Here is a 23369-nt window from a genome sequence, read left to right as displayed (position 1 = left end):
CGTCTAGGTGATGTGGTTTCTTGCGGCGAAAGACGAACAGGTGATCGACATGAGTGCAAAATATCTGGCTGGCTTTGTCGCGGTGGCCGGGCTGGCGGTCGCGGGGCTGGACTACTACCAGAAAGCCAAAGCCTCGGGTGACGGGCTCAGCGCAAGCGACTATATCGCAGCCTTCACTGGCGGGTCCGAGCATGAACCCACAAGCGTTGACAGCACACCGGAAGCTCAGGAACCCGAAGCCGCCGAGCCGCCCGGCAAGCTGGTCTGCAAGACCGTTGGAAACACCAAACGGTGTCGCTCGGAAGGCTGACGGCTGGTTCTAAGTCGCCATTTAACGACCTGCATCTCCCGTGCGGGTCGTTTTTCTTATATCACTGGTCGGATGGCTTCCGCGATTGATTTCGGAATCAAGCCATATGGTGGCAACAGATTCCAAGGGGAGACACCCGGTTATGAAAACCCAAGTCAAAGCACTGGTCGTTGGCGGCGGCGCCGTCGGGACCTCGATTGCCTATCACCTGGCCAAAGCGGGCTGGGATGATGTGATGTTGATCGAGCGGGACGAGCTGACCTCGGGCTCGACCTGGCACGCGGCTGGCCTGCTGCCGCTGTTCAACATGTCTTACGCGACAACCCACATCCACAAGTACTCGGTCGACTTCTACAAGCAGCTTGAAGAAGAGACCGGCCTCAACGCGGGCTTCGCCGTGGTCGGCAACCTGCGCATGGCGCAGACGCAAGAGCGTATGGACGAATACATGCTCTATGCTTCAACAGCTGAGACCTGCGATGTGGCTTACGAATGGCTGACACCCGAGCAGATCAAGGAACGCTGGCCGCTGATCGAAACCGGCGACCTGAAGGGTGCGATCTATCACACCGAAGATGGCTATATTAACCCTGCTGACGTGACCCAAGCGATGGCCAAAGGTGCCCGTCAGCGCGGCGTCGACATCGTTCGCAAGATGCAGGCGGATGCCTTCCACTGGAACGGCACTCATTGGGAAGTCACCTGCACCAAGATGATCGAGCAGGGCGGCAACCTTGTTCCCTCCGATGAGCAGGTGGTGATCACCGCCGAGCATGTCGTGACCGCATCGGGCAACCACGCGCAGCGCACCGCCAAGATGCTGGGCATCAAGATGCCCGCGATCCCGGTCGAGCACACGTTCATTGTCATGGACAAAGACCCTGAGCTGGTCAAATGGCGTGAAGCCGGTAACCCCGAGCACCCCGTTGTGCGTGACGCCGACAACGAGTCTTATGCGCGTGAAGAACGCGGTGGCTGGATTCTGGGCATCTACGAACACGGCGCGCCAGCACGCTTTGAACATGGCGTGCCGGACAGCTTCCGGGCTGACCTGTTCCCGCTGGATATCGACCGGATCGCAGACCAGTACATGGCGATGGCTGAGCGCGTGCCGTCCTGCGCTGACTCGGGCCTGAAAGACGATTTCAACGGCCCGATCTGCTATACCCCCGACGGCAACCCGCTGGTTGGTCCGGCTCCGGGTCTGCGCAACATGTGGCTGGCCGAGGGCTTCAGCTTCGGGATCACCGCTGCAGGTGGCACCGGCTACTATCTGGCGCAGATGATGGTCGATGGCGAAGCCGAGATCGACATGGCCTCGCTGGACCCCAAGCGGTATTCGTCCAACTGGATGACCACCGAGTTTGCGGCCCGCAAGAACGAAGAGTGTTATGAACACGTCTACATCCTGCACCACCCGGATGAAGAACGTGAAGCTTGCCGTCCTCTGCGGACTGTCCCCGCATACGACCGTCAGAAAGCGCGCGGCGCGCAGTTCGGGTGGGTCAACGGTTGGGAACGTCCGAACTATTTCGGCCCTGTCGATGCGCCGGACAATTTCGACAAGGTAAGCCGCTCATTCCGTCGCGGTGGCTGGTGGCAATATGCCGTCGAAGAGGCCAAAGCGATCCGCGAAGGCGTTGGCCTGATCGACGCGTCGGCCTTTACCAAACATGTCGTCAAAGGCCCCGGTGCGACCCGGTTCCTGGATTGGTTCACCTGCAACAAGCTGCCCAAGGTCGGTCGTATCAATCTGACCTACGCGCTGACGTCGCACGGCACCACCCGCACCGAATACACCATCGTCCGCAACGGCGAGAACAACTACTACATCGTCTCTGCCGGTGCCTGGACCGAGTACGACGCCGACTATCTGCGTAAAGCAGCCGAGGACAAGATGGAGGAGTTCGGCTACATCGAGATCCAAGACGTGACCACTCAGTGGGGCGTCTTTGCCATCGCCGGACCCAAGTCGCGCGACGTTCTGAAAGAGGTCATCAAAGACGCCGATCCAGACACCGCGCTGTCCAACAAGCGCTTCCCCTGGCTGTCGGCCCGTCAGATCGAACTGGGCATGTGCCCGGTGAACGCGATCCGTGTGGCCTATACCGGTGAGCTGGGTTGGGAACTGCACCACCCGATCGAAATGCAGAACTACCTGTTCGACCTGCTGGAAAAGGCGGGTGAGAAGCACGGTATGAAGCTCGTCGGCGCCCGCGCCCAGAACTGGTTGCGTCAGGAGAAATCTTATCGCGCCTTCGGCACCGAATTGGGCCGCGACGCGACCCCGCTGGAAGCCGACCTGCCGCGCTTTGTCGACCTGTCGAAAGATTTCCACGGCAAGGCCAAGCTGGAAGAGACCGGTGTGCGCTTCAAGTGCTGCACGCTTCTGATCGAAGGACCGGAAGACGCCGACCCGTGGGGCCGCGAGGCGCTCTATACGCCGGAAGGCAAACGCGTGGGTCGTCTGACCTCGGGCGGCTACTCAGTGGCGTTCGAGAAATCCATCGGCATGGGCTATGTGTCGCCTGATCTCGCGGTTGAGGGCACCAAGCTGAAGGTCAAAATCCAGGACAAGCTGTGGAATGCCGTTGTCACATGCGACAGCCCCTACGACCCGAAAAACGAAACCATCCGCAAGGACGGCTGAAATCCTGGAGAACTGCGGTGGCGCGAGTGAATGCGCCGCCTGCGGCGACACATACCTCCGCCGGAGGCAAGACTGCGCCAGCAGGCTTTGATCGGCAAAACCGCTGATCAGGTTTTCGGCCTTTGAGCAACAAATGCCAGATTATTGGCAGGCATTTCCACCAGTTGGATCAGCTGCAAGCCGTAATACTGCAAACGCGCTTTGATCTCAGTGTCATTCTTGTACCCGATCTCTGGATCCTGTGAGACCAGGGCTTCGTGAAACTTTTCATCCCCAGGGCTGGTTAAGGCACCGTCTCGCATGAAGGGGCCGTAGATGATGAGGCGGCCAGTCGGACTCAGCGCCTTTGAGGCCTCGCCGAGAAACGTATCAGCTTCGGACCATGAGATCAGGTGCAGCAGGTTGATCAAAACGATCAGGTCCTGCTCTTGGAATGCCTCATGCCAGCCTGCGGAGGTTGCATCCAGATCGGTGGCGGGACGGATATTGGATATGTCCTTTGCGTAGGCGTCGATGCTGGCGCGGCGTTCGGGGTCGATTTCTGTGGGTTGCCAAACCAAGTCGGGCAGTGTCTGCGCAAAGGCGGCAACATGCTGCCCAGTGCCGCTGGCGATTTCCAATGCAAGACCTGAGGCGGGGGCCATTTTGGCCAGCAAGGCGCATAGCGCGTCCGAGTTGCGGCTTGCGGCTGGGGCGATCAGTCGGGCCCCATCGCTTTGCGTCGCGACGCTGGCATTCGAAGGCAGAACTCGTTTGGTCATTATCGCAACCTTTCCACATGCAACTGATTGACAATGTCCTGAGGCAGTTCAGACGGCGCGCACGTCACAAGGCTGGCCAGATGGGACGAGGCAGCCGGCGATGTCTAGAACCCGTATCCACCCTGACCCGCACACCAAATGAACGAGCGGTCCTGCGGGTCTGGCCCCAGCACCAACGTGCCATCCGCCACGAAACTACGCAGACCGGCCCAGTTCGCCTCGAGCCGCGTGACAGGGGTTGTCACCATCGCCTCATACCGCGCCAGACCTTCTGCAAGAACCATATCGTCGGCATAGGCGTCATGAGGCGTTGTCGGCTCGGCTTCGGAGGGCGAGACCAGATACTTCCCCGCATCAGGCTTGGCGTACCAACCTTCCCCCGGACCCATCAGCATGGGCCAGTTGGATACGTCATGCCCTCCGGGTGCGGGAATGCGCGCGATGGAGCGGCGTTTCGGCACGATGCCAATAGGCGGCAGACCAGCCATCGCGGCGACCTCATCCGCCCAAGCGCCAGCTGCATTGACCAGGTTCCGGGCCTCGAACACGTCGCCTGCCTGAACGACCCAATGGCCGGTTTTGCGAATATCGGTGACGGCCTGGCGGGTCAGGACCGCGCCGCCATTGCCTCGGATCACGCGCGCGAAGTCCTGCATCAGGCGGTCGGTATCGATGTCGAAGGCGTCCACACTGATGGCGGCATGGGCCAGAACGTCCGGGTTCAGGATCGGGACTTTGTCGATGGCTTGCTGCGGTGAAATGGAGCGTACGTTCAATTCTTCGACGTCTTTGGCAAACAAGTCAGCCTGATCGTGGCCTGCAACCAGCATGAGGCCTCGGGGGGTCAGGTAGCCTTCGTTCGCTGATCGCAGGTAATCGACCCCGGCCCGATTGAGCGCAACCACCGAGGGCGGGCCGTAGTTTTCCTCGAACATCGCAGCCGAGCGACCCGATGAGTGATAGCCCAGAGCGTCCTCGCCCTCGAGAACAGTGACAGAGCCATGAGCAGACAAACGCGCGCCCGCGCTGAGGCCCGCGATGCCGCCGCCGATGATTAGAAAGTCGATCATCGCAGGGTGACCGGGATGGATTGTGATGAAGCAGATGTCATAAGGGTCTTGGTGCTTGTTATAAGAATATGCTTGGATTTCGGGAGACTATAAGCAGGCTTGAATTTGGCGATCAACCCGGCCAAAGACGCATCATAGAAAAGAAGGAGATTAAGGTGACTGCAGCGGACCTCCATCCCATAGCCACGGGACATATCCCAAAATATGTCGTCGCAGCCGATGGGAGCGACTACCTCTTTTCGGCAATGGTCGTTTTTTTTTGTCGTTCTGGTTGTGTTGATTGGTGTCGGATATCTGACGCTGCATTCGGTGCCCGAGAAAATGGCGCATGAAAACAATCACCCTCAGTTCCAGTTGGTAGGAATTTTGGCGCTGCTGGCGCTGTTTACACATAACGGCATTTTCTGGGTTGCAGCCGTTCTGGTTGCCGGTTTCCAATTCCCAGATTTTGCGACCCCGATGCGAAACATAGCGGATGCCATTCGCTCACTTGGACAGTCTCTTGCGCCTCAGGCACCTGCTGAACCGACGCCTCCGGCACCGCAAACCTCTACGACGTCGGAGCAGTAAGTCATGATCGAAACGATGCTCTGCGCCCTGATTACGGTGCTGCCGGATTTCCTGTTCCGACGCTTTGTCCAAGGCAAGCGGATCGGGCATGAGATCACCCTTTTCACCATGTGGTATGAGCTACGCTGGGGCCTGACGACCTGCGCGATTCTGGCGCTGTCCGTGATCACCACGCTGTTCTACTTCCATCCGGCCTCCAGCACGGCGGCCTCGTATTTTCGGACGGTCACGATCCTACCGCAACTGGGCGGGCGGGTGTCTGAGGTCTATGTCAGCAACAACGATACGGTGACCGCGGGCCAGCCGATTTTCCGGATCGAGGATTTCACCCAGCAGGCGCAGGTTCAGGCCGCCCATGCACAGATCGCGCAGGTTCAAGCCTCACTGAAAGTGGCCGAGACGGACCTCGCGCAGGCGGATGCCGGGATCGCCGGTGCGCGCGCGGCTTTGGCGCAATCGGTCGAAGACCTAGAGCGTAACACCACGTTGCGCGACGAAGGCTCCAGCGCGGTGCGTCTGGCCGAGATTGAGCGGTTAGAGAACTTGGTGGCCGAGCGCGAAGCACAGGTCACCGCCGCCCAGTCGCAGCGCGCTGCCGTGGTGCAGCAGATCGAGGAGCTTATCCCAGCCCAACTGGCCAGCGCAAATGCGCAGCTGGACGCAGCCCTGACCGAGCTGGACAAGACCGTAATCAGCGCGGGCGTTACCGGTCGGATCGAACAGTTCGGCCTGCAGGTTGGTGACTATGTCAGCCCGCTTTTGCGCCCGGCGGGTATTCTGGTGCCTTCGCACTCGGGCCATGACCGGTTTCAGGCTGCGTTCAATCAGATGTCTGCTCAGGTCATCAAACCTGGAATGATTGGAGAACTGGGTTGCATGACCAAACCCTTCACCGTGATCCCGATGGTTGTGGTCGAGGTGCAGGACGTCATCCCCTCGGGCCAGATCCGACCCACGGACGAACTGCGGGACGTCCAGCACAACAAAGTGCCCGGCTCAATTCTGGTGTATATGGAGCCGCTGTATAAGGGCATGGCGGATGACATCCCTCCGGGCAGCAACTGTCTGGCCAATGTCTATACCGACAACCACCACAAGCTAGAGGATGAAAGCCTTGGGTTCTGGAACAAGGCCTTTCTGCATGTGGTCGACACGATCGGTGTGGTTCACGCGGCCGGCCTGAGGTTGCGTCTGATTCTGATGCCGGTGAACACCTTGGTGCTGACGGGGCACTGACGGTTCAAACCTTGGTCTGGGCAATGTAGCCCCAACAAAAAAGGCCCGCGATACGCGGGCCTTTGGTTTTTTGATACGTCCTTCAGCTTACTGCGGGATCTCGCCTTCCAGACCTTCGATGTAGAAGTTCATACCGGCCAGCGTTCCGTCATCTGCGACCTCACCTTCGGCCAGCCAGTCGCTGCCATCCTGCTTTTTGATCGGGCCGGTGAAGGGGTGGTATTCACCTGCGGCCATCGCCGCTTTCAGCGCCAGAGCCTCTTCTTTGACATCTGCGGGAACCGCGTCCGAGATCTCGCCGATTGCGACCATGCCTTCGCGGATGCCGTCCCATGTGTTGGCGCTTTCCCAGGTGCCGTCCATGACGGCCTTGGTCCGTGCGATGTAGTAGGGTGCCCAGTCATCGATGATCGAAGATACGCGCGGGAACGGGGCGTATTCACTCATGTCCGAGGCCTGACCGAAGGTCACGACATTGCCAGCCTCTTGCGCAGCCGCCTGAGGCGCGGTCGAGTCGGTGTGCTGCAGGATCACGTCCGCGCCCTGTTCGATCAGAACGGTAGCGGCGTCAGCCTCTTTCGCAGGGTCGAACCAAGTGTAGGCCCAGACGATCTTGAACTCGACATCCGGGTTCACCTTCTTGGCGTGCAGATAGGCCGAGTTGATGCCACGGATCACCTCAGGGATCGGGTAGGACCCGATATAGCCGATGATGTTCGACTTGGTCATGTTACCCGCGATGTGGCCCTGAACGGCACGGCCTTCATAGAAACGGGCCGAGTAAACTGAGACGTTGTCGGCAGTTTTGTAGCCGGTCGCGTGTTCGAATTTCACATTCGGGAATTTCTTCGCCAAGTTAATAGTCGGATCCATGTAGCCGAACGAGGTGGTGAAGATCAGGTCAGCGCCTTCCAGCGCCATTTGGGTCATGACGCGCTCGGCATCCGGGCCTTCGGGAACGGATTCGACAAAGACGGTTTCAACCTTGTCGCCGAACTCTTCCTCAACGGCCAGGCGGCCTTTGTTGTGTTCATAGGTCCAGCCGCCGTCGCCCACCGGGCCGACATAGACGAAGCCAACCTTGGTCTTGTCGTCGGCGGCCATGGCCCCCGAGGCCAGACCCAGTGCCATGGCGGCGCTTGTCAGAAGTGTCGTGAATTTCATGTATTACTCCCCAAGTTGGTTCAGTTGGCCCCTAGTGCGAGGCGTGGAAAATCCGGCCCAGTGAGGCAGGTGCGCTGCTCTTGTCGGCCGAAAGGATCACAAGCACAAGGATCGTGATGATGTAGGGCGACATTGCCAGATACTCGACAGGAATGGCAACGCCCGCTGCCTGCAAATTAAGCTGCAACACGGTGATGCCGCCAAACAAATAGGCACCCAGCAAGGCACGCCATGGCTTCCAGCTGGCGAACACCACCAGCGCCAGAGCGATCCAGCCGACACCGGCGGTCATACCCTCGGTCCACTGCGGGACCCGGATCAGGCTGATATAGGCGCCGCCCAGCCCGGCGCATGCCCCACCGAACAGGATCGCCATGATGCGAATTTTGATGACTTTGTAGCCCAACGCATGCGCCGCATCGTGGTTTTCACCCACCGCGCGCAGGATCAGACCGACGCGCGTGTATTTCAGTGTGGCCCAGACACCCGCTGTCAAAGCAATGCCCACATAGAGGATCGGGTCATGCTGGAAAAAGATCGGCCCGATGACGGGGATATCGCTGATCAAGGGGATATGAATATCCTCCATGCTGGGGGGTTTGATCCCCACATAGCTTTGGCCCAGAAGGGCACTGAACCCGAGGCCGAACAATGTCAGCGCAAGGCCACTGGCCACCTGATTGGCCAAAGCGACCTGAGTCAGCAGTACGAACAGCAAAGACAGCACTGCGCCACCGATCGCTGATGCGATAAAGCCCAGCCAGGGCGAGCCGGTCTCGACCGAGATTGCAAAGCCACTGATAGCGCCGACGATCATCATGCCCTCGACACCGAGGTTCAGAACGCCTGCTTTCTCGACGACCAACTCTCCGATCGCGGCCAGCAGCAAGGGGGTCGCGGCAACCATGAGCGAGGCGACCAGAAGGACGGGATTGATTTCACCAAGATCCATTACGCTACCTCGCTACGGGCCGCACGGATGCGGTAGTTTGTGAGAAGATCGAATGCCAGCAGGAAGAACAGGAGCATCCCCTGGAATACCTGAATGGCAGCGGCAGGCAGGCCCAGCTGAGACTGCGCGATTTCACCGCCGATATAAGTCAGCGCCATCAGGCCACCAGCCAGCAGGATACCCACCGGGTGCAAACGGCCAAGGAAGGCCACAATGATCGCGGTGAAGCCATAGCCCACGTTAAAGTCGATGCTGACCACGCCCGAGGGGCCTGAGACTTCGAACATCCCCGCCAGACCGGCCAGAGCGCCAGACAGGCCCAGACAGAACAGAATCAGGCGGGCCGGTTTCACACCGGCAAACTTTGCAGCGCGCGGAGCTTCACCGGTCAAACGGATGTGAAAGCCAAGCATGTGCCGGTTCAAAAGGACATAGGAAAAGATCACTGCGATCAGGGCCGTCACGACACCCCAGTGCATCCCCGATCCGGCGATCAGTTCGGCATTATGCGCGCTGTCATAGGATTGCAGGTTGCGCGACCCGGGAAAGCCGAACCCTTCAGGGTTCTTCAACAAACCAAGCGACACCGAGGCCAACATTTGCTCGGCCACGTAAACCAGCATCAGCGAGACAAGGATTTCGTTGGTGCCAAAGCGAACCTTCAGAAAGGCCGGGATCATCGCCCAGAGCCATCCTCCGAACGCACCCGCGATCACCATGATCGGAAAGATGTAGAACGCATCCAGAGGGTAGAAGGCCAGTCCGGCCCCGGCCCCAAAAATGGCGCCCATGATGTACTGCCCTTCAGCCCCGATATTCCAGATGCCGGCGCGGAAACCCAACGCCAGGCCGATCGCAATCAGCACCAATGGCGCGCCTTTCACCAGCAGTTGCGGGCGGTAGTAAAATGCAAACTCGCCGAACAAGGGCTCCCAAAAGATGGTGCCGATGGCCTCGATCGGGTTTTTGCCCAGAATGGCGAACAGGATGCCGCCAAAGACCATCGTAGCAATCACCGCCACCACTGGGGTCGCATAGGACCACGCTTTCGACGGTTGCGGCCGTTTCTCTAACACAATCATATACTTATTCCCCGCCCGTCTTCGTCTTTTTCCGATACTCTCGCCGTAGGCGACGCGATAGATCACACATGCGCCACCTCCATGCCATGGGCGCCGCCCATCATCAGGCCGATCTCGTCAACGGTCAGGCCTGTTGTCTCCCGAGGCGCACTCAGCCGCCCTTCGTTCAGGGCCGCAAAACTGTCCGAAATCTCCATCAACTCGTCCAAATCCTGGCTGATGCAGATCACCGCCGTTCCCTTGGCCGCCAGATCCAGAATGGCCTGCCGGATCGACGCAGCCGCTGCCGCATCCACACCCCAGGTCGGTTGGTTCACCACCAGCACCTCAGGGTTCTGCAAGACTTCCCGACCAATCACGAATTTCTGCAGGTTCCCGCCTGAAAGCGACCGTGCCGCGTTTTCGGGGCCGGGCGTTCTGACGTCAAACGCGCTGATAATCTTTTCAGCGAAGCTTTTGGTTTCGGACCATTTGAGGAAACCTTTGTTTTCCAAACCCTCGCGCACGGATCCTGTCAACAGAGCGTTCTCGGTCAAGCTCATATCCGGTGCAGCGGCGTGGCCCAGGCGTTCCTCGGGTGCGGTCAGTACACCCAGTTTCCGGCGGGCAGTGGGGCCGAGTTTGCCGATCTGCTGACCATTGAATTTGATCGCATCGGCAGGGGTTTGAATCTCACCGGACAGCACGCCCAGCAACTCATCCTGACCATTACCAGCGACACCGCCGATGCCAAGAACCTCGCCCTTGCGGACCGTCATGTGGACGTTCTTCAGCGCCGTTCCGAATTCCGACGGCGATGGCACCGATAGACCGCTGACATCCAACGCAACCTCGCCGAACTCGCGACCCGAGCGTTCGGGCGTTTGCAGCGTTGATCCCACCATCATTTCGGCCATGTCGCGCGCTGATGTTTCGGCCGGAATGCACTCGCCCACATTCTTGCCCAGACGCAGGATCGTAGCGTGGTCACACAGCGTGCGGATTTCTTCGAGCTTATGCGAGATATAAAGGATCGAGGTGCCTTCAGACCGCAATTTGTTCAGCGTCTCGAACAGGATTTCGACTTCTTGCGGGGTCAGCACGCTGGTTGGTTCGTCCATGATCAGCAGCTTGGGGTCTTGCAGCAGGCAACGGATGATCTCGACCCGCTGACGCTCACCGGCGGACAGATCGCCGACAGTTCGGTACGGGTCCAAAGGTAAGCCATAGGTCTCGGAAACTTCGCGAATCCGCGAGGCCAGATCGCCCATGGGCGGCGGGTTCTCCATCCCCAACGCAATATTCTCAGCCACGTTCAGCGCATCGAACAGCGAGAAGTGCTGGAACACCATCGCAATCCCATCCGCCCGCGCCGCGCGGGGTTCCGCTGGGGCGAAAGGTTGGCCGCGTAGCAACATGGTGCCGCTGTCCGGCTTCACCAGCCCATAGATCACCTTGACCAGCGTGGATTTCCCCGCGCCGTTTTCGCCCAAAAGCGCATGTACTTCGCCTTCGCCGATGTCGAACGACACCTGATCATTGGCCACGACGCCGGGATAGGCTTTGGTCAGCCCTTGCAGGCTTAAGAGTGGAGTGGTCACGCGCTCAGGTCCTTCTTCAACTCAGTCTGTCGGGCCGGACGCAGAAGCTGCGCGACGACGCCAACGGCGATCATTTGCGGGTGTTTGCCCAGAGCGGGATCGCCGATTGGACAGGTGATCCGGCTGATCTGGTCAGGCGAATGCCCAAGAGCTGCCAGACGCGACCGGAATCGCGCCCATTTCGTAGCCGAGCCGATCAGCCCCGCAAAGCGGAAATCATGCGAAAGCAGCCGGTTGCACAGCTCTAAATCCAGATTGTGTGAATAAGTCAGCACAACATGCTCGGCATCGGGTGGTGCATGACGCACCAGTTCGGCCGGTTTGGCCGCTGGAACGGTGGTTACACCATTTGGGACCAAGGCCGGGAAGCGTTCGGGTCCGGTGTCGACCCAGGTGATCGCGATGTCGGGTAGGGGGTGCAGAACATCCACGAGTGCACGGCCCACATGGCCAGCACCCCAAATCCACAGGTTTCGGGTTGGCTTGTGAACCGGCTCAACCATCCAGCCGTCGATCAGTTGAGGTTCGGGGGCAATTCCCTGACCGCGTGCAGTTGCAAGCAACCGTTTCACGAAGAGAGGCATTTCGCCTGCAGAAGCGGACCGCGCTATGACCGTGTCGTCGAGTGCTTCAACCGTCTTTATATCAAAGACCTCGCTGAACAGTGAAACTGCACCGCCGCAGCATTGGCCCAATTCGGGGCCAAGCGCGTGATGGGTTAGACGGTTGGGGAGGGATTGGGACCGCGCAGCTTCGGCAGCCTGAAACTCCAACGTGCCACCGCCGATCGTTCCGCTCTGGCCATCCCACCAGACCAACATTGCGGCGCCAACCTCGCGCGGGGACGACCCCTTGATCGCGGCGATGACCACACGAGTCACCTGTCCGTGGGTTTTGACCGCCTCCCTCAAAGCCTCCAGATCAAATCCCATCAGATGCCTCCCTTCATCCTCTGGACACCGCGCCAGACTTCTTCGGCCGTAGCGGGTGCATCCAGCGCCGGATAGCTGTCGCCGCAGGCTGCGACCGCGTTCGACAGGGCCAACCATGCCGAGATACCCAGCATGAAAGGCGGCTCACCCACCGCTTTCGAGCGATAGATCGTATCCTCGCGGTTCTCGCCATCCCAAAGTGCGACATTGAAGATGTCGGGCCGGTCCGAGCAGGCGGGGATCTTGTAGGTCGACGGCGCGTGTGTGCGCAGATTGCCCTTGCCGTCCCAGACCAATTCCTCTGTCGTTAGCCAGCCCGCGCCTTGCACGTAGCCGCCTTCGACCTGTCCGATATCGAGCGCCGGGTTCAGCGAGGCCCCTGCATCATGCAGGATATCGGTGCGCAGAATGCGGTTCTCGCCGGTCAGTGTGTCCACCGCCACCTCGGTGACGGATGCGCCATAGGCGAAGTAAAAGAACGGACGGCCCCGGCCTGCGATCCGGTCCCATTCGATCTTGGGCGTTTTGTAGAACCCGGTCGCCGACAGGCTGATGCGGCCCTGGTAGGCCAAAGCGGCGGCCTCAGAGAAGGTATAGCGTTCCGCACCCACCGAGACGTGACCGTCCGAGAAAGTAACGGTCGAAGGATCCGCCTGATGACGCTCGGCCAGATAGTCGGCCATCCTGTCTCTGATCGTGTCGCAGGCCGCTTTGACCGCCATGCCGTTCAGATCACTGCCCGAAGACGCCGCCGTGGCTGAGGTGTTCGGCACTTTGGCCGTGTCGGTGGCAGTGATCTTGACCATCTCCAGCGGAATGCCAAAGCGCGACGCTGCGACCTGCGCGACCTTCTGGAACAGGCCCTGACCCATCTCGGTACCGCCATGGTTCAGGTGGACCGAGCCGTCCTGATAAACATGCACCAACGCACCTGCTTGATTGAGGTGGGTCAGCGTGAAAGAAATCCCGAACTTGACCGGAGAGAAGGCGATGCCTTTCTTGATCACGCTGTTCTCGGCGTTCCATTTCTTAATGGCAGCCTTACGCGCGGCATAGTCGCTGGATTTCAGCAGAGCTTCGGTCATGCCATGCAGTTCGAAATCGCTGACCTCCATACCGTAGGGCGTGGTGTTTCCGCCTGCAGGCAGAGGGCGCACGGGCGCGTTGCCCGTCTCAACTGCGCCCCGGCTTGTCAGGTCTTCATGCGGATCGGGGTGTCCCAATGGTTTCTCTGCCGGTGCCGCTTCAGCTATCTTGTGGGCGGGTTCGTAGTAGTTACGACGGCGCAGCTCGACGGGGTCCAAACCCAGCGCATGCGCGGCGTGGTCCAACACGCGTTCGATCCCGACCATGCCCTGAGGGCCCCCAAACCCGCGATAGGCAGTGGCGGATTGAGTGTTCGTCTTCAGCCGGTGGCTCTCGATCCGCGCATTTGGCAGCAGGTAGGCGTTGTCGGAATGCAGCATCGCTCGGTCCGCGACGGGTAGAGACAGGTCTTGCGCCCAGCCGCAAATCGCGTGGTGTAGGAAAGAGACCCCCTGAATATGGCCGTTCTCATCGAACCCGGCTTTGTAGGAAATGCGGAACGCGTGGCGTTTGCCGGTGATGATCATGTCATCATCGCGGTCATAGCGCATCTTGCAGGCCTTGCCGGTTGTGCGCGCGGCTATCGCACAAGCCACGGCCAAAGCATTTCCTTGGCTTTCCTTGCCGCCGAACCCTCCGCCCATACGGCGGGTTTCGACCCGGACCGCGTGCATGGGAACGCCCAGCGCATCGGCCACCTTGTGTTGGATTTCGGTCGGGTGCTGGGTGGAACTGTGAACCAGTATATCCGTGCCTTCATTCGGCACGGCAAGCGCCGCCTGACCTTCGAGGTAGAAATGCTCTTGCCCGCCAAGCTCGAAGCTTCCTTCGATGATATGGGGCGCACTGGCGATCGCGGCATCCGCGTCGCCCTTGGCGTAGATGCGGGGGCCATCTTCGAACCGGCTGTCGGCGGCCAGCGCCTCTTCGATGGTCAGGATCGGGGTGTCTTCGGCATAGTCGATCTTGCCCAACCGCGCGGCCTTGCGGGCAGCGAGATGGCTGGTGGCGACGACCAAAAACACGGGCTGTCCGATATAATGAACTGTGCCATCCGACAGCAGTGGCTCATCATGGATCGAGGGAGAGACATCGTTGGCAAAAGGAAGATCCTCGGCCGTCATCACCTGCACGACGCCATCCGCAGCTTTCACGGCCGACAGGTCCATCGCGGTGATTTTGCCTTTGGCAATAGGGCTCAGACCAAAGGCCAGATGGAGGGTGCCCTTTGGCGTCGGGATGTCATCCACGTAACGTGCGGCGCCGGCCACATGCAGCGGGGCCGCGTCGTGGGGGAGGGGTTTGGTCACGCTCATGCCGTCACCTTCAGCACGTCGGTCACTTCGCCCTGATCTTCCAGGAAATACCGTTCCAGCATCGCTTTGGCGGTCTCCAGTCGATAGGTGGCCGAGGCACGCATGTCCGTGAGTGGTGAATAGTCCTCGGCAAAGCTGGGCAGCGCGGCGTCAATCACATCGCGCGTCCAGGGTTTGCCGATCAGCGCGGCCTCGACATGGGTTGCCCGTTTCGGAGTGCCGGCCATGCCGCCAAACGCGATGCGCGCCTGCGTGACGGTGCCGTCCGTAACGGTGATATTGAAACACCCGCATACGGCCGAGATATCCTGATCGAACCGTTTGCTGAGTTTGTAGGCTTTCAGGCGGTCGGGTTGACGCGGGAAACTGACGGCCTCGACAAATTCGCCGGGCGCGCGGTCTTGTTTGCCGTAGGCGATGAAGAACTCCTCCAAAGGAAGGGACCTGCGGGCGTCGCCTTTGCGAAGGTGCAGAGTTGCGCCCAAAGCGATAAGTGCAGGCGGGTTGTCCCCGATGGGCGAGCCATTGGCGATGTTGCCGCCGACGGTGGCTGCGTGGCGCACTTGGACGCTGGCATAGCGACGGATCATTTCAGCGTAGGAGGGATGGAGGTCGGCGAGAGCCTCGCCCATCCGGTTCATGTCGACCATGGCCCCAAACCGGATTTCGTCTTCGGTGATTGTGATCTGTTTTAGGTCTTCGCAGCCGTTGAGGAAGATCACCGGGTCGAGGTCGCGCAGTTGCTTGGTGACCCAGAGGCCGACATCGGTTGCACCAGCGATGAGTGTGGCGTCGGGGTGCTGGGCATAGACGTCTGCCAATTCGTCGGATGAGGTGGGGAGGAAGGGGGGCTCTGCCCCCCGGCCTGCGGCCTCCCCCCGAGGTATTTTTGAACTAGAGAAGGACTGGTCGTCGGTAATCCAATGCGGGACGGAACGCGCTTCGGCGGCTTTCGCGGCGCGGATGATCGGGGCGTAGCCGGTGCAGCGGCACAGGTTACCCGCCAGTTGGGTGTCGTGGTCGCTTGCGCCATTTGCGTGACTGGCAACCATCGACATCACAAAGCCGGGAGTGCAGAAGCCGCATTGCGAGCCATGCAGATCGACCATTGCGCTCTGGACTGGATGAGGCTCATCGTTTGGGCCGCTCGCGCCCTCGACCGTTCGGACGGCTTTGCCATGGAGTTGCGGCAGGAACAGGATGCAGGCGTTCAATGCCTTGGCGCTGCCCTCGTCGGTGACCATCACGGTGCAGGCGCCGCAATCGCCTTCGTTGCAGCCTTCTTTCGTGCCGGTCAGGCCACGCTCCTCACGCAGCCAGTCCAGCAGGGTGACCGTCGGACTGACATCCGACAGCTGCACTGTCTCTCCTTTCAGAAGAAACGTGATGTCCATTCGTGAAACCCGTCGCCTTACCCGGTTGCGCCCGTTGGGCCCTCCTTCGATGCGACGTAGAAAGAGTGGCGGGCGAAGTGCTTGCCGTCAGATGTTAGAAACAGCGCACCTTATCTGGCAAGAAAAACTGCCTATATGATGCACCATTGGACCCGCACGGCCTGTGAATGTTGCAGTTGTTTAGAAGTCAGGCACTTGTAAATAAAGGCCATTTTTGAAGCGGTGCCGAGTCTGACCCGAAGCACCTTCTAAAAAATCAGAACAATCTCTGCTGATTTTTTAAGCAGCCAACAGAGTCGGTTCCCGCTTTTTCGTCGCTGCTGACTGGGATAGCGTGCGGGGTATGAGCATTACTCCTCGATTCATTCACCTTCGCGTTCACACTGAATATTCCCTGCTGGAAGGCGCTGTGCGGCTGAAAAAGCTGCTCGGTCTTTGCGAGAAGGCCGAGATGCCTGCCGTTGCGGTGACCGACACCAATTCGATGTTCTCGGCGCTCGAGTTTTCGGTGACCGCCAGCGGGGCAGGCGTGCAGCCGATCATGGGCTGTCAGGTCGATCTGACCTATGTGCAGCCGCAACCCGGTGAGAAGCCGAAAGCGCCTGCGCCTCTGGTGCTGCTGGCGCAGTCCGAGGTTGGGTATGAGAACCTGATGAAGCTCAGTTCTTGCCTCTATGTGGACAAGGGCGGGCAGTTGCCGCAGGTCACGTTGGAGGAGTTGGCGGATCGGTCCGAGGGTCTGATCTGCCTGACTGGTGGGCCAGAGGGCCCGGTGGGGATGTTGCTGCAGCAAGGTCAACGCCCGGCGGCAGAGGCTCTCGTTGAACGGTTGGCGGGGATGTTCCCGGATCGGTTGTATATCGAACTACAACGCCATCCGGGCGAGGACGGCCAGCCTGAGGCCGAGCGCCTGACTGAGCGTGGTCATGTCGAAATGGCCTATGCCAAGAATCTGCCTCTGGTCGCCACCAATGACGTCTACTTTCCAACCTCGGATATGTATGAGGCCCATGATGCGCTGATCTGTATTGCCGAGGGGGCCTATGTCGATCAGCAAGCCGGTCGCCGCCGTCTGACCGCGCAGCATTATTTCAAGTCGCAGCAGGAAATGGTGACCCTGTTTGCAGATTTGCCTGAGGCCATCGAGAACACGGTCGAGATCGCGCGCCGTTGCGCCTTTATGGCCTATCGTCGTGATCCCATTCTGCCCAAGTTTGCCGATGATGAAGTGGCCGAACTGCGCCGCATTGCGAATGAGGGTCTGCAGAAACGTCTGGCCGTGATCCCTCATGCGGTGACGCCCGAGGAATATCAGGAACGTCTGGATTTTGAGCTGGGAATCATCGAAGGCATGGGATTCCCCGGCTACTTCCTGATCGTTGCCGACTTTATCCAATGGTCCAAGGATCACGATATTCCGGTAGGACCGGGTCGAGGCTCGGGTGCGGGGTCTCTGGTAGCCTATGCCCTAACGATCACTGACCTTGATCCGTTGCGCTACAGCTTGCTGTTCGAACGGTTCTTGAACCCCGAGCGGGTCTCGATGCCCGACTTCGACATCGATTTCTGTATGGACCGCCGGGAAGAGGTGATCCGCTACGTTCAGCAGAAATATGGGCGTGACAAGGTGGGGCAGATCATCACGTTTGGTGCGCTTTTGTCGAAGGCTGCCGTACGCGACATCGGACGCGTGTTGCAGATGCCCTATGGGCAGGTTGACCGGCTGTCCAAGATGATCCCGGTTGAGGGGGTCAAACCCGTTTCCATTGAAAAGGCGCTGAAAGACGAGCCGCGCCTGCGCGAAGAAGCGCGGAATGAAGAGGTTGTGAAGCGGTTGCTCGACTACGGCCAGCAGGTTGAAGGGCTGTTGCGAAACGCTTCGACCCACGCGGCGGGTGTGGTGATCGGCGACCGACCTTTGGATGCGTTGGTGCCGCTTTATCAGGACCCGCGCTCCGATATGCCCGCGACCCAGTTCAATATGAAATGGGTGGAGCAGGCCGGGCTGGTGAAGTTCGACTTTCTGGGTCTGAAAACACTGACCGTGATCCAGAACGCGATGGACCTGATCTTCAAATCCGGGCGGCCTCTGCATGTCGCGGCCGACGGAACGGAGCTGTATGAACCAGCCGAAGGGGCCGAGAACCAAATCAATGCCATCCCGCTGGATGATGAGGCGACATATAAGCTCTATTCCGCGGCCAAGACTGTGGCGGTGTTCCAGGTGGAATCCTCGGGCATGATGGACGCGCTCAAGCGCATGAAACCGACCTGTATCGAGGATATCGTGGCCCTCGTGGCGCTGTATCGACCCGGCCCGATGGAGAACATCCCGACCTATTGTGAGGTCAAAAACGGGTTGCGGAAAATCGAATCCGTGCATCCGCTTATCGACTACATCCTTGAGGAAACGCAGGGCATCATCGTCTATCAGGAACAGGTGATGCAAATCGCTCAGGTGATGGCCGGGTACTCCCTTGGCGGCGCTGACCTGCTGCGCCGTGCTATGGGTAAGAAGATCAAAGAGGCGATGGATGCCGAACGCCCGAAATTCGAAAAGGGCGCGGCGGAAAATGGCGTGGATGCCAAGAAAGCCTCTGAGGTGTTCGACCTGCTGGAGAAATTCGCCAACTACGGTTTCAACAAATCCCACGCGGCGGCCTATGCGGTGGTCAGCTATCAGACCGGCTGGCTGAAGGCGAACCACCCTGTTGAGTTCATGGCAGGCGTCATGAACTGCGATATCCACCTGACGGACAAGCTGGCCGTCTATTTCGAAGAGGTCCGCAAGGGGTTGGACCTGCCTTACATCCCGCCTTGTGTAAACCGCTCTCAGGCCACATTTGATGTGCACAATGGGCAACTTGTCTATGCGCTGGGCGCGTTGAAAAACGTGGGTGTCGAGGCGATGAGCCTTGTGGTTGATGGTCGGGGCGACAAACCCTTCGTCAACCTGTTCGACTTCGCCCGTCGCGTTGATCTGAAAAAGGTCGGCAAGCGCCCGTTGGAAATGCTGGCGCGGGCCGGGGCCTTTGATGAGCTGGACAAGAACCGCCGCCGGGTGTTCGAAAGCCTCGATCCGCTTGTGCAGTATTCGGCGGCGATCCACGAACAGAAGAACTCGAACCAGGTGTCATTGTTTGGCGAGGCCGGGGACGATCTGCCCGAACCGCGCCTGTCGCCGACGCCGGATTGGTTGCCTGCCGAGCGCCTCAGCGAAGAGTTCAAGGCCATCGGCTTCTACCTGTCGGGCCACCCGCTGGACGACTACATGCCTGCGCTGAAACGCAAACAGGTGCTGACCTTGGATGAGGTGATGGAAAAAGCCCGCTCTGGCCCTCTGATCGCGAAGATGGCCGGGGTTGTTGCCGGCCGGCAGGAACGGAAATCGGCCCGCGGCAACCGCTTTGCTTTTGCGCAGCTTTCGGACCCAACCGGTGCGTATGAGGTCACGCTGTTCTCGGAAACGCTGGAGAAGTCGCGCGAGTATCTTGAGACGGGCGCGCAGGTGGTTCTGACCGCCGAAGCGACGATGGAGGCCGATCAGTTGAAACTGCTGGGTCGTTCGGTTGGTCCGGTGGATTCGGTTGTGGCCGAGGCGGGCGCGACCGGCCTGCGTATATTCGTCGATCAGCCGCAGGTGTTGCCCACGGTGGCAACCGTGCTGGCAGACGCGGCCAGCGCTGCGAAAGGGGCTGCCAAGGGGCCGATCCAGCTGTGCCTGATGGACCCGAGCCTGCCGGGCGATGTCGAGATGGATTTGGGGCAGGACTTCCCGATCAACCCGCAGATCAAAGGCGCGATCAAGTCGCTGGATGGCGTTCTGTCAGTGGAAGAGGTCTGATCCCGGCTTTATTGCCACAGCGATGTCCCCCGGCTAGGCTGTAACTGCACATTCTGTGACAAATGAAACAGGAGGGTTAGGGTTTGGCACTTTCAGCTATGGGCTCCAAAGCGCTGGTATTGGCGGGGGCGATCTCGCTTTCTGTGGCGACTGCGGCATTTGCAGATGACAAAAAGAAGAAACAGACAATCGAAGGTGCATTGATCGGCGCCGGGGTTGGGGCCCTGATCGGTGACGGCAAGGGCGCGGCAATCGGCGGTGTGGCCGGTGCGATTATCGGACATAACTGGAAGTGATTGCGATGCGGATGAAAACTCTCAAGCCTGTTGTGTTGGCATCACTATTGATGGCTCCGGTCTTTGCTTTGGCCGACGAAGCCGCTCAGCAGATGGTGCAGGATGCCTTGCCTGTCATGCACTACACCTGTGCCTCAATCGCCGAAGAGGCGGACGGGGATGAGGCCTTTGTTGTCGATGTCGTGGGCAAGATGACTGCCCTGTCGCTCTATAATCGTCAGGTCAATATCGAGGACCACGCGGCGACGGATGAAGACAAAGCGCAACTGCGCGAGGCCTTCATCGCCGCTCTGTCCGAGGGCTGTGCTGCGGATAAAAACGCCCTTCTGGGCGGGGTCGTCGACAATGCGGTGAAATCGTCGCTGGGTTTGTGAACGCAATTATCCTGTCTTGCGTCCCGACGAGGGCAAATCGTGGCCGAATTTCAGTTGCTTGATCGTAGAGCCGGTAAACCCACGCCAGTGCTTTCGAACCCGCCGTCGGACGCGATCACCTGACCCGTGACGTAGCTGGCTTTGTCCGAACAAAGGAAATAGATCACCTGCGCGATCTCATCCTCCGAACCGTATCGGTTCAGTGGGATAGCGTCATGATAGGCGGCGATGATTTCGGGCGAGTGAACTGCCATCGCAAGCTTGGTACGGACCGGGCCTGGACACACGCAATTGGCGCGTATACCGAATTCTCCTAGTTCGGTGGCTTGTTGCTTGGTCAGGTGGATGACACCCGCCTTCGACGTTCCGTATGCTATGCGAAGTGTACTGGCCCTTAGTCCCGAAATCGATGCGATGTTGACGATAGCACCACGGCTTTTGCGCAGGGCTGGTATAGTCGCCTGGGATACAAGAAACACGCCATCAAGGTTGGTTTCCATAACCTTACGCCACACTGCGAAGTCGTGTTCCTCAATTGGTCCGAAATCTGCGACACCCGCGTTGTTCACCACGGCATCAATGCGATTGAATTCGGTGAGAACGGCCTTGACCACATCATCAACCTGATTCTGATCCGAAACGTCCGCGACGAACGCCACCGCACCGTCTAGATCCTTTGCGGAAAGAGAAAGCGCCTCAGAGTCACGATCGATCATCGCAACGTTCCAGCCGTTTTGTAGAAACAGTTTTGTTGTCGCCAGCCCGATACCACGCGCGGCACCTGTGACAAGAGCAAGTCTTTCGGCCATTGAACGTCTCCTGCCAGTGAACTGATATTAAAGTATTAGCCTATCAACAAGATTTCGAAAGGTAACCCTGTGACTAGTATAGGGCGTGACCAGCAAGAACCAGAAAAGCAGGCATCAACATCGAAATCTGTCTCAATAATGCGGCGGGCGTTCGTCTCCAAACACGACCCCGCCCGAGCCTTCCTGCGCCCGTTCGGCCTCGCGCTGCAGCAGCATTTCGACGCGGCGGGTCAGGCGGTCGATTTCGGATTGCTGGCTTGTGACGACGGTGTTCAGCTCTTCGACCGTGCGGGTCAGATGGGCGATCTGTTCTTCCAGATGCTGCATTGGGGTCTCCTTCAGGGACGGTCATAGCGGGCCTGCAAAGCCAAGACCAGCGAAAGCGCGCCTTGCCCCGATGCGGGCCATGGGATAGACCGCGCGCGGAACATGACCCGTGAAGGACGCCCCCGATGGCCAAGCCCAAGAAACAGCCCCGCCCCAAGGCCGTAACGCCTAAAGGGTTCCGAGACTATTTCGGCGAGGAAGTCACGCAGCGCACCGAGATGCTGCGGACGATTGCGGGCGTGTATCATCGGTATGGGTTCGACGCTTTGGAGAGCAACGCGGTCGAGACTGTCGAGGCGCTGGGCAAGTTCCTGCCCGACGTGGACCGCCCGAACGAAGGCGTCTTTGCTTGGCAGGAGTTTGACGAAGGCGGCAACGGTGACTGGATGGCCCTGCGCTATGACCTGACCGCGCCTCTGGCTCGCGTCTACGCTCAGCACCGCAACGACCTGCCGACGCCCTACCGCCGCTATGCGATGGGTCCGGTCTGGCGGAACGAAAAGCCGGGGCCGGGGCGGTATCGTCAATTCTATCAGTGCGATGCGGACACTGTCGGCACCGCCTCGATGGCTGCGGATGCCGAGATTTGCGCGATGTTGTCAGACACGCTGGAGACCGTCGGCATTCCGCGCGGCGATTACCTTGTGCGCGTGAATAACCGCAAGGTTCTGAACGGTGTGCTCGAGGCGATGGGGCTGGGCGAAGACGCCGCCGCCCGCGACAACGTTCTGCGCACCATCGACAAGTTCGACAAGGTCGGTGAGGCCGGTGTGCGAGAGCTGCTGACCAAGGGCCGTCTGGATGCATCTGGTGCGTTTATCGATGGTGTAGGGCTGAGCGATGATCAGGCCGAGCCGGTGCTTGCCTTCCTGACCTCCAAAGCTGCGGATACCGCCGGAACGCTCGCGAACCTGCGTGCGGCGGTTGGCGACAGCAAGATCGGTGCCGATGGCATTGCTGAACTGGAACAGATCGGTTCGCTGCTGGATGCGGGCGGCTACGGTTCGGACCGGATCGAGATCGACCCGTCGGTAGTTCGCGGTCTCGGCTACTACACCGGTCCGGTTTATGAAGCCGAGTTGACCTTTGAGATTTTCGACGAAAAAGGCCGCAAGCGGCAGTTCGGGTCGGTCTCGGGCGGCGGGCGCTATGACGATCTGGTCAAGCGCTTCACCGGGCAGGAGGTGCCTGCAACGGGTGTGTCGATCGGTGTTGACCGCCTGCTGGCCGCTCTGCGCGAAAAGGGTCGTCTCAGTGCGCAGGCGACAGGGCCTGTGGTTGTCACCGTGATGGATCGCGACCGTATGGCTGACTATCAGGCGATGGTGGCTGAGCTGCGCAATGCGGGTATCCGGGCCGAAGTCTACTTAGGCAATCCGAAGAACTTCGGCAATCAGCTGAAATATGCGGACAAGCGGAACTCTCCCATCGCAGTGATCGAGGGTGGTGACGAAAAGACGAATGGCATCGTTCAGATCAAAGACCTGATCCTTGGCGCCAAAATCGCCGAAAGTGCCACGCTGGAGGAATGGAAAGAACGCCCCAGCCAGTTCGAAGTGCCGCGTGGTGATCTGGTCGCCAAGGTGCGCGAAATTCTGGACAGTCAGGACTGAGCC

The 23369-nt window shown here is 59.6% G+C and carries 19 protein-coding genes; 8 read left to right on the top strand and 11 right to left on the bottom strand.

The window, feature by feature from the left end:
• The first annotated feature begins 49 nt into the window (after positions 1–49).
• Together ACOERD_RS07040 and ACOERD_RS07035 are read left to right on the top strand one after the other, a co-directional pair.
• On the top strand, positions 50–310 hold the full coding sequence (locus ACOERD_RS07040) for a hypothetical protein (protein ID WP_419738508.1): 261 nt from the start codon (positions 50–52) through the stop codon (positions 308–310).
• 142 nt (positions 311–452) lie between these two features.
• Positions 453–2960, top strand: coding sequence for a GcvT family protein (locus tag ACOERD_RS07035; RefSeq protein ID WP_419738507.1), 2508 nt, complete (start codon positions 453–455; stop codon positions 2958–2960).
• A gap of 107 nt (positions 2961–3067) precedes the next feature.
• Here the strand turns inward: ACOERD_RS07035 and ACOERD_RS07030 are convergent, their stop codons facing one another.
• Both ACOERD_RS07030 and ACOERD_RS07025 read right to left on the bottom strand, forming a co-directional pair.
• Positions 3068–3721: a DUF938 domain-containing protein gene (locus tag ACOERD_RS07030; RefSeq protein WP_419738506.1), complete on the bottom strand. Its 654-nt coding sequence runs from the start codon at positions 3719–3721 to the stop codon at positions 3068–3070.
• Positions 3722–3825: 104 nt separating this feature from the next.
• Positions 3826–4791, bottom strand: coding sequence for an NAD(P)/FAD-dependent oxidoreductase (locus ACOERD_RS07025; protein ID WP_419738505.1), 966 nt, complete (start codon positions 4789–4791; stop codon positions 3826–3828).
• A 204-nt stretch (positions 4792–4995) separates the two neighbouring features.
• Here ACOERD_RS07025 and ACOERD_RS07020 point away from each other — a divergent pair, with 204 nt between their 5' ends.
• Together ACOERD_RS07020 and ACOERD_RS07015 are read left to right on the top strand one after the other, a co-directional pair.
• Entirely contained in the window at positions 4996–5361 is a 366-nt protein-coding gene (locus ACOERD_RS07020; RefSeq protein ID WP_419738504.1) for a hypothetical protein, read from the top strand.
• 3 nt (positions 5362–5364) lie between these two features.
• Complete coding sequence (locus tag ACOERD_RS07015) at positions 5365–6597, top strand: biotin/lipoyl-binding protein (RefSeq protein ID WP_170374469.1); 1233 nt, start codon at positions 5365–5367, stop codon at positions 6595–6597.
• Positions 6598–6684: 87 nt separating this feature from the next.
• On the opposite strand, the gene ACOERD_RS07010 is transcribed toward ACOERD_RS07015, so the two are convergent.
• The 7 genes from ACOERD_RS07010 to xdhA form a co-directional block, all read right to left on the bottom strand.
• On the bottom strand, positions 6685–7761 hold the full coding sequence (locus ACOERD_RS07010; RefSeq protein WP_419738503.1) for a BMP family ABC transporter substrate-binding protein: 1077 nt from the start codon (positions 7759–7761) through the stop codon (positions 6685–6687).
• Positions 7762–7792: 31 nt separating this feature from the next.
• Entirely contained in the window at positions 7793–8713 is a 921-nt protein-coding gene (locus tag ACOERD_RS07005; RefSeq protein ID WP_170468428.1) for an ABC transporter permease, read from the bottom strand.
• Positions 8713–9795 (bottom strand): ABC transporter permease, encoded by a 1083-nt coding sequence (locus ACOERD_RS07000; RefSeq protein WP_419738538.1) that lies wholly within the window; start codon positions 9793–9795, stop codon positions 8713–8715. Before ACOERD_RS07000 ends, ACOERD_RS07005 begins: the two co-directional genes overlap by 1 nt.
• Before the next feature lie 62 nt (positions 9796–9857).
• Positions 9858–11375, bottom strand: coding sequence for an ABC transporter ATP-binding protein (locus tag ACOERD_RS06995; protein WP_419738502.1), 1518 nt, complete (start codon positions 11373–11375; stop codon positions 9858–9860).
• Positions 11372–12307, bottom strand: coding sequence for a xanthine dehydrogenase accessory protein XdhC (gene xdhC, locus ACOERD_RS06990; protein ID WP_419738501.1), 936 nt, complete (start codon positions 12305–12307; stop codon positions 11372–11374). Before xdhC ends, ACOERD_RS06995 begins: the two co-directional genes overlap by 4 nt.
• Entirely contained in the window at positions 12307–14709 is a 2403-nt protein-coding gene (gene xdhB / locus ACOERD_RS06985) for a xanthine dehydrogenase molybdopterin binding subunit (RefSeq protein WP_419738500.1), read from the bottom strand. The genes xdhC and xdhB overlap by 1 nt, the downstream gene beginning before the upstream one ends.
• A complete protein-coding gene (xdhA, locus tag ACOERD_RS06980) occupies positions 14706–16103 on the bottom strand; it encodes a xanthine dehydrogenase small subunit (RefSeq protein ID WP_419738499.1) in 1398 nt (465 codons plus the stop codon). The genes xdhB and xdhA overlap by 4 nt, the downstream gene beginning before the upstream one ends.
• A 343-nt stretch (positions 16104–16446) precedes the next feature.
• Between xdhA and dnaE the strand changes: the two genes are divergently transcribed.
• From dnaE to ACOERD_RS06965, 3 genes are all read left to right on the top strand, one after another.
• The gene (dnaE, locus tag ACOERD_RS06975) at positions 16447–19947 is read left to right on the top strand and encodes a DNA polymerase III subunit alpha (protein WP_419738498.1); all 3501 of its coding nucleotides are present in this window, start codon (positions 16447–16449) and stop codon (positions 19945–19947) included.
• A gap of 83 nt (positions 19948–20030) precedes the next feature.
• Positions 20031–20243, top strand: coding sequence for a YMGG-like glycine zipper-containing protein (locus tag ACOERD_RS06970; protein WP_419738497.1), 213 nt, complete (start codon positions 20031–20033; stop codon positions 20241–20243).
• A gap of 5 nt (positions 20244–20248) precedes the next feature.
• Positions 20249–20617 carry a hypothetical protein gene (locus ACOERD_RS06965; RefSeq protein WP_419738496.1) on the top strand — a complete coding sequence of 123 codons (369 nt, stop codon included), beginning with the start codon at positions 20249–20251 and terminating at the stop codon, positions 20615–20617.
• A 50-nt stretch (positions 20618–20667) separates the two neighbouring features.
• Here ACOERD_RS06965 and ACOERD_RS06960 read toward each other — a convergent pair whose 3' ends face one another.
• Both ACOERD_RS06960 and ACOERD_RS06955 read right to left on the bottom strand, forming a co-directional pair.
• A complete protein-coding gene (locus ACOERD_RS06960; RefSeq protein ID WP_419738495.1) occupies positions 20668–21426 on the bottom strand; it encodes an SDR family NAD(P)-dependent oxidoreductase in 759 nt (252 codons plus the stop codon).
• Between the two features lie 132 nt (positions 21427–21558).
• The gene (locus ACOERD_RS06955; RefSeq protein ID WP_170384915.1) at positions 21559–21753 is read right to left on the bottom strand and encodes a SlyX family protein; all 195 of its coding nucleotides are present in this window, start codon (positions 21751–21753) and stop codon (positions 21559–21561) included.
• 125 nt (positions 21754–21878) lie between these two features.
• Here ACOERD_RS06955 and hisS point away from each other — a divergent pair, with 125 nt between their 5' ends.
• Positions 21879–23366 (top strand): histidine--tRNA ligase, encoded by a 1488-nt coding sequence (hisS, locus tag ACOERD_RS06950; protein WP_419738494.1) that lies wholly within the window; start codon positions 21879–21881, stop codon positions 23364–23366.
• Positions 23367–23369 lie beyond the last annotated feature (3 nt).

The sequence above is a fragment of the Ruegeria sp. genome, assembly GCF_965199275.1.
Classification (GTDB): domain Bacteria; phylum Pseudomonadota; class Alphaproteobacteria; order Rhodobacterales; family Rhodobacteraceae; genus Ruegeria.
The sequence above is the reverse complement of the archived record's forward strand: the minus strand, read 5'-3'. Positions and strand labels throughout refer to the sequence as shown.

Coding starts and splice junctions, on each gene's coding strand:
- xdhC (WP_419738501.1), bottom strand. CDS start 12,307: ATGGGATTTGATCTGGAGGCTTTGAGGGAGGCGGTCAAAACCCACGGA.
- ACOERD_RS07020 (WP_419738504.1), top strand. CDS start 4,996: ATGTCGTCGCAGCCGATGGGAGCGACTACCTCTTTTCGGCAATGGTCG.
- ACOERD_RS07015 (WP_170374469.1), top strand. CDS start 5,365: ATGATCGAAACGATGCTCTGCGCCCTGATTACGGTGCTGCCGGATTTC.
- ACOERD_RS07040 (WP_419738508.1), top strand. CDS start 50: ATGAGTGCAAAATATCTGGCTGGCTTTGTCGCGGTGGCCGGGCTGGCG.
- ACOERD_RS06955 (WP_170384915.1), bottom strand. CDS start 21,753: ATGCAGCATCTGGAAGAACAGATCGCCCATCTGACCCGCACGGTCGAA.
- hisS (WP_419738494.1), top strand. CDS start 21,879: ATGGCCAAGCCCAAGAAACAGCCCCGCCCCAAGGCCGTAACGCCTAAA.
- xdhA (WP_419738499.1), bottom strand. CDS start 16,103: ATGGACATCACGTTTCTTCTGAAAGGAGAGACAGTGCAGCTGTCGGAT.
- dnaE (WP_419738498.1), top strand. CDS start 16,447: ATGAGCATTACTCCTCGATTCATTCACCTTCGCGTTCACACTGAATAT.
- xdhB (WP_419738500.1), bottom strand. CDS start 14,709: ATGAGCGTGACCAAACCCCTCCCCCACGACGCGGCCCCGCTGCATGTG.
- ACOERD_RS06965 (WP_419738496.1), top strand. CDS start 20,249: ATGCGGATGAAAACTCTCAAGCCTGTTGTGTTGGCATCACTATTGATG.
- ACOERD_RS07005 (WP_170468428.1), bottom strand. CDS start 8,713: ATGGATCTTGGTGAAATCAATCCCGTCCTTCTGGTCGCCTCGCTCATG.
- ACOERD_RS07010 (WP_419738503.1), bottom strand. CDS start 7,761: ATGAAATTCACGACACTTCTGACAAGCGCCGCCATGGCACTGGGTCTG.
- ACOERD_RS07030 (WP_419738506.1), bottom strand. CDS start 3,721: ATGACCAAACGAGTTCTGCCTTCGAATGCCAGCGTCGCGACGCAAAGC.
- ACOERD_RS07025 (WP_419738505.1), bottom strand. CDS start 4,791: ATGATCGACTTTCTAATCATCGGCGGCGGCATCGCGGGCCTCAGCGCG.
- ACOERD_RS07035 (WP_419738507.1), top strand. CDS start 453: ATGAAAACCCAAGTCAAAGCACTGGTCGTTGGCGGCGGCGCCGTCGGG.
- ACOERD_RS06960 (WP_419738495.1), bottom strand. CDS start 21,426: ATGGCCGAAAGACTTGCTCTTGTCACAGGTGCCGCGCGTGGTATCGGG.
- ACOERD_RS07000 (WP_419738538.1), bottom strand. CDS start 9,795: ATGATTGTGTTAGAGAAACGGCCGCAACCGTCGAAAGCGTGGTCCTAT.